This window comes from Microcystis sp. LE19-131.1A, from assembly GCF_027532015.1.
Classification (GTDB): Bacteria; Cyanobacteriota; Cyanobacteriia; order Cyanobacteriales; family Microcystaceae; genus Microcystis; species Microcystis ichthyoblabe_A.
Genome location: NZ_JAPZSS010000047.1, coordinates 1 through 5,866 on the forward strand (window position 1 = coordinate 1; position 5,866 = coordinate 5,866).

A 5,866-nucleotide genomic window follows, 5' to 3' on the forward strand; every position below is an offset into this window, starting at 1 on the left:
TTTTGAGAGAATCGTCGTTCAAAACCTTGCGTCTTCATCGGCCCGCGTCCTGTAGGGGCGAAGCATTCGGACAATAACCTATCGGTGAAAAGGTAGATTTTCTATCCGAATGCTTCGCCCGTACTTATTCAGCAAACCCTAGATAGTTTAGGGATTGATCGCTATTGTGGGCAAAGTTGGACAGTTTTTCTTTGCTATTGGATTAAATAGCCAAGGAATGATCGACCATTGCTTGCCGACGTAAACAATTCCAGTAGGCTGCATAGAGATCCGTCTGTTGACCGCGTAGGGAAGCGATCGCAGGTGCGGCAGGAAAAGGCCAGAGACGATCAAAAACCACTTCCCGATGAGCCAAACGAAACTGTAGCAAATAAACAGAAGCAGGAGCCTGTAAATTATCCAGTAATTGCGCTGCCAGCCGATATAAAGACTTAAGACTCTCTCTTTCTAGACTAATCGGTTGACTGTAGGCGTTAGGGATCATACCCTCCCCGATTACCTCACCGTATTCTAAACCCTTAGATGTCACCGTGATGGGCAACCAAAGATCCCCAAAAGAAGAATCTCCCTGACTGGTTTTATAGTGCAGGGTATGGGCAACCCAAGCGCGTCTTTCTTCGATATCCCGACAAGCTTGATAAACTTTTTTACCCGGAAAATTCACCCAATTGGGTAATTGAATTGTTAAGGGACACCAGATTAAATTATTTTGGCTGGTTTTACCCGACTCCATTTTTGACCACAAAGAAGCCGTCCCCGTCACCTCCACCGCCAAGGATTTAGGAACCGCATTTTTTAAGGCAATCACCATTTTTTCGGTAACGGGCGATAGCCGAGACATCTGACCACTGGCTTGAGCTTCGGCATTAACGAGAATGATAACTTTGTCCATTTCTTCTTGTGGGTTGGGTAAACTTGAACGATCAGCGGTGAGGTTGGTTAAGAATGCGAACTGACTGGGGTTCAATGCTTCTGTAGTCGCCATGGCAAAAGCTATTTCTCTGGATTTTAGCGAATTATACAAGAGCGCAACTATTTTTTACGGATTTTTTCCACAGCAACCAGATTCAAGGCGTGATTTTGCTGCTCCCCCTCATAGAATACCTTAAGTAATCAGTGATCACTAATCAGTGATCAGTGAACTGAAAACTCAACTCTGAATAACTGGTAACTGATCACTGAAATTACTCGTCTTCGGCGAAAATAAAGCGAGTTAGTTCACTAGGATCGGGTTCGGGGCTAGATTCGGCAAATTTAACCGCTGCCTCGATTTCAGCTTGAATTTTCTCCTCGATTTCTTTTAATTCTTCTCTCGTGGCCAGATCTCGCTCGTAGAGGTAGGCGGCAAAGCGAGTGATCGGATCTCTTTCGCCCCAGAATTGTTTCTCGTCAGCACTGCGTAACTCGTCGGGGTCTGCCAGAGAGTGACCCCGGAAACGATAGGTTAAGGCCTCAATTAAAGTCGGTCCTTCACCAGCGCGGGCGCGGGCCACAGCTTCTCTGGCGGCGGCATGAACGGCGACCACATCCATACCGTCCACTTCCACGCCGACCATACTAAAAACACTGGCTTTTTTATAGATTTCCGGTTGAGAAGTGGCTCGATCATGGGCCATTCCGATCGCCCACTTATTATTTTCCACCACATAGATAATCGGCAACTTCCAGAGGGCGGCCATATTCAGACACTCAAAAAACTGGCCATTATTACTCGCCCCATCCCCAAAGAAACAGACCGTTACCTGATCGGCACTGGCATCACCCATGGCTTCCCGACGGTATTTACTCTGAAAAGCCGCCCCGGTAGCGACGGGAATCCCCTCGGCCACAAAAGCGTAACCCCCTAAAAGCTTATGTTCGGCGGAAAACATATGCATGGAGCCGCCCCGTCCTTTACTACAACCGGTAGCTTTGCCAAATAACTCCGCCATCACCTCTTGAGCGGGAACTCCGGCACTGAGGGCGTGGACGTGATCGCGATAGGTACTAGAAACGTAATCTTCTCCCTGACGCAAGGCTTTAACAATACCGCTAGATATGGCTTCCTGACCGTTGTAGAGATGGACAAAACCGAACATTTTGCCCCGATAATACATTTCGGCGCATTTATCTTCAAACATCCGCCCCAAAACCATATCCTCGTATAGGCGAAGACCTTCAGCTTTGGTGATAATGATGGAAGCAGGATTAAAGGTTGGTAAAGTACGTTCGGAAATCATAGGGTCTGTAGTATCATTTAGACAACAAAAAGGCAAGGGGAGAGGAAGCGGTAGATTTTTCGAGAATTCTGGCAGTGAATTTTTTGGTCTTAAACCAAGGGGTTCTTGGTATTTTCTCTCTCAAATCTAATCTTAGTCAGTCAGAGATTGGCTAGGATAAGATGGTATCTTGTTATTTTACTCGCTCCGCTCTCACTTACATCATTTAATTCACTAAGGACTCTCCAGAGTTGAGGTACAGCTAACCGTGCGAATTCCTCTTGACTACTACAGGATATTGGGAATCCCTTTTCAGGTGAATGCCGAGCAGATTGATTTGGCCCACGCCGATCGGGGACGGCAATTGCCACGTCAAGAATACAGTCAAACAGCGATCGTTGCCCGTCAGCACTTGTTAGATGAAGCTTACCAAGTGTTAAGTGATCCAGATCGCCGTCGTGATTACGATGCCCAATTTTTCGCTCCCAATCCCCTGCTTCTCAACCCAGATAGCAGCGCCGAAAACCTCGATTCTCAGGGTGGGGAGGTGGCCGCCGCTTCCTCAGAATATCCCACTCCCCAGATTACCATTGCCCCCGCCGATCTGGTGGGAGCTTTGCTCATCCTGCAAGAGTTGGGAGAATACGAGTTAGTGATTCGTTTGGCTGAAACTTATCTAGATTTGGAGCCAACTACTCGCCCAGATATGATCTTAACCTTGGCTTTGGCCTACGGGGAATTAAGTCGGGAATATTGGCAGGATAAAAATTATGAACAGGCGGCCAGCACCGCAGCCAAGGTCCTGATCTGCTTGGAACAAGAACAAATGTTCCCACAAGTGGCTGGCGAGATTCGTCATGATTGCGATCGCTTGCGTCCCTACCAGGTTCTGGAATTGTTATCCCAAGAAAAAAACCCCGGTCTTGCCCGTCAGCGGGGCTTAAATCTCTTGGAGGATATGTTGGCCGCTCGCGGTGGCATCGATGGCCAGGGCGACGATCGCTCTGGGTTGGGGGTGGATAATTTTTTACGCTTTATTCAACAGTTACGGGTTTATTTGACTCAGGCCGAACAGGAGAAAATCTGGGCAAAAGAGGCAGAACGCCCCTCGGCGGTAGGTAATTATCTGCTGGTTTATGCCTTGATTGCCCGCGGTTTCGCCCAAAAACAACCCGCCGCTATTGTGGCAGCCAGCGATCGCCTGCAGCAATTACAAAAACATCAGGATGTTTCCATCGAGCGATCGATCTGCGCCCTGCTGCTCGGTCAAACCGAACAAGCAAGCACAATTTTAGAAAAAAGTCAAGAGCAAGAAATATTAAATTATATTAAGGAACAATCTGGGCAATCTCCCGATCTTCTACCTGGGTTATGTCGTTACGGTGAGCGTTGGTTACAAACAGAAGTTTTCTGCCATTTTAGTGATTTAGTCGAGCGGAAAGCCTCACTCAAAGAGTATTTTGCCGAGGAAGAGGTACAAAATTATTTGGAAGAATTGTCAGGTTTTCCTGACGAAAAAGTTCCCGTGTCAGTTCAAGAAAAGGTTGGGGAACCTTTAAAATCGGAAGTAAATGTTCTCAAAACCCACACCCCCCCCACCCATTTAAACCCAGTGCCAGGAGCGACACCGATGAGGGAATCTGCTTATTCTTCCCATTCTCGTCCCCAAAAACCGTCTTTAGCTAGAGCTAACGGTGAGCGGACAGGCACTGCTGTACCTGCCCTGAGAGCCACCCCTCAGCAGGAAACTTTCACCCCCTATACTCAGGGCAGTGTGGTGGTGACAGCAGCCGATCGTCAACCGGCACTTAATCTCCCCCGTCGTCGTCCTAGTCGCTCGCGCCACCCAGCAGCGGGCAACTCCGGGCCAGCAGCCGTAGAAACGGTAAAAACTACCCTAGTCGCACCGAAACGGAGACGACCAGTCCGCAGAAAACTACGACTCGATCGAGTGGCGATATTGGGAGTAGGATTAGTGGGAACGCTCGTGGTTTTGTCCTTGGGGGTAAAGGCAATTGTCGATAGTCAATCTCCTTTGGCAGCCTTGCAAGGGGAACAGTTACCGATTTCTTTAAATACTCCCATACTAGAAATTCCCTCGGCTAACGCGGAGGTGATGGAAAGGACTCCCTTAGACAAGGAAAAGGCCAAGGAGACGATTCAAGCTTGGTTAGCAGCAAAATCGGCGGCTTTTGGCAGTGAACACCAAAAAGAGCAATTGAAAGAGGTTTTAACGGGTTCAGCTTTGGAAATTTGGCAAAAACGGGCGGCGGCTTTACAGGGAAATAACTATTGGCGCTACGATCATCAAGTGGATGTGCGATCGGTCACTAATAATGCCAAAAATCCTAATTTAGTGACGGTGGAAGCGATAGTCAACGAAAAGGCTATCTATTTCCATAATGGCAAGGAAATTGTCAATCGTTCCTATAATGAGTCCTTGAAGGTGCGCTATGATTTGGTACGGCAAGGAGATAAATGGTTGATCGAAAAAACCCAAGTCTTACCCTAATTTTTTCCGATTAAATCCCCAAAAAACCTCGGAATTATGAATTGGGAAGTGGGGAGATGGGAGATGGGAGCAGGGGGAAAAAAACTGATAACTGAGGAGTGACTCCCCTAAACGAAAACTTTGTACCTCACCATTAAGATAATTTCTATATCTTTAGACTGATAAATGCTCAATTTGCTTAATATTTTTTAACATAAAATACGCCCTTTGATTGCTGTAATTGGTTCCCTAGAAGTCGAGCTAATGAGTTATAATCGTAGATGAGAATCCGTAGTTCTTAGAGGAAAAGAGCGGGGCAATCTCAATTTTTTGCCCACCCACAAGACCATGATTTTGATGTTTTAAAAATCTCGCATAAGTCTTTAAGAACTTTTAAAATCAGCATTCACACAGGAGGGATATTATGACAGGTAAGAGTAAACGCGGTTTTGCCTCTATGGATCAAGCTAAACAAAAGGAAATCGCTAGTAAAGGTGGTAAAGCTGCTCATCAAAAAGGTACAGCCCACGAATTTACCTCCGAAGAAGCTCGCGAAGCGGGACGAAAGGGTGGTGAAGCAGTTAGCCGGGATCGCGCCCACATGGCAGCTATTGGACGGGAAGGGGGCAAAAATTCCCACAAAGGCAGTCGCAAAAACCTAAACTCCGGGGAAAATTCCCCAGTCAACGAGTCTATAGGTGAAAATTTCTCAGATTTTGGCAACTCGGAAGCAAATAGTTGACTTTGGTTGACTTTTTCTGGGACTGAAAGGGTTTTGGGGTGTTGGGGTTTTTAGCTAAATTCCCCATTCCCCCATTTCCCCATCCCCAATAGGGACTTGCGTAAAAATAAGATGCCAGCTAGGAGGGCAGAACCGTCACATCCCATTTGGGCAAAGTTTCAGAACGCTGCCAGAAAGGTTGCAATTGTTCTAGTTCTTTAGCCAAAGGTGGTGATTCGGTAGGAAATTCGTTCGAGCAAGAGTTTATCAATTAATTGTTTGGTTTCGTCAGAGACGGTTTTATTAGTGGGATTGATCCAGCAATTCTCATTTTAAAAAGTAACAAGTGATACAGACAGAAACAAAGCTTTAAGCAAGCTACAAAATGCGCTCCCGCGAGTGCGACTGCATCGCAGAGAAGTGAGTATATAGAGTATTTATACTCAAAATATTTGA

4 protein-coding genes are annotated in these 5,866 nt (G+C 46.7%); 2 read left to right on the forward strand and 2 right to left on the reverse strand.

Going from position 1 to position 5,866, the window contains the following annotated elements; all coding sequences use genetic code 11:
• Nucleotides 1-202: 202 nt before the first annotated feature.
• Together O9323_RS04070 and pdhA are read right to left on the reverse strand one after the other, a co-directional pair.
• Entirely contained in the window at nucleotides 203-985 is a 783-nt protein-coding gene (locus tag O9323_RS04070; protein WP_288124720.1) for a hypothetical protein, read from the reverse strand.
• Between the two features lie 199 nt (nucleotides 986-1,184).
• Entirely contained in the window at nucleotides 1,185-2,219 is a 1,035-nt protein-coding gene (gene pdhA / locus O9323_RS04075) for a pyruvate dehydrogenase (acetyl-transferring) E1 component subunit alpha (protein ID WP_002754242.1), read from the reverse strand.
• A gap of 247 nt (nucleotides 2,220-2,466) precedes the next feature.
• Between pdhA and O9323_RS04080 the strand changes: the two genes are divergently transcribed.
• Nucleotides 2,467-4,710 (forward strand): IMS domain-containing protein, encoded by a 2,244-nt coding sequence (locus O9323_RS04080; protein ID WP_288124721.1) that lies wholly within the window; start codon nucleotides 2,467-2,469, stop codon nucleotides 4,708-4,710.
• A gap of 403 nt (nucleotides 4,711-5,113) precedes the next feature.
• Complete coding sequence (locus O9323_RS04085) at nucleotides 5,114-5,431, forward strand: KGG domain-containing protein (RefSeq protein ID WP_002754238.1); 318 nt, start codon at nucleotides 5,114-5,116, stop codon at nucleotides 5,429-5,431.
• The last annotated feature ends 435 nt before the right edge of the window (nucleotides 5,432-5,866 follow it).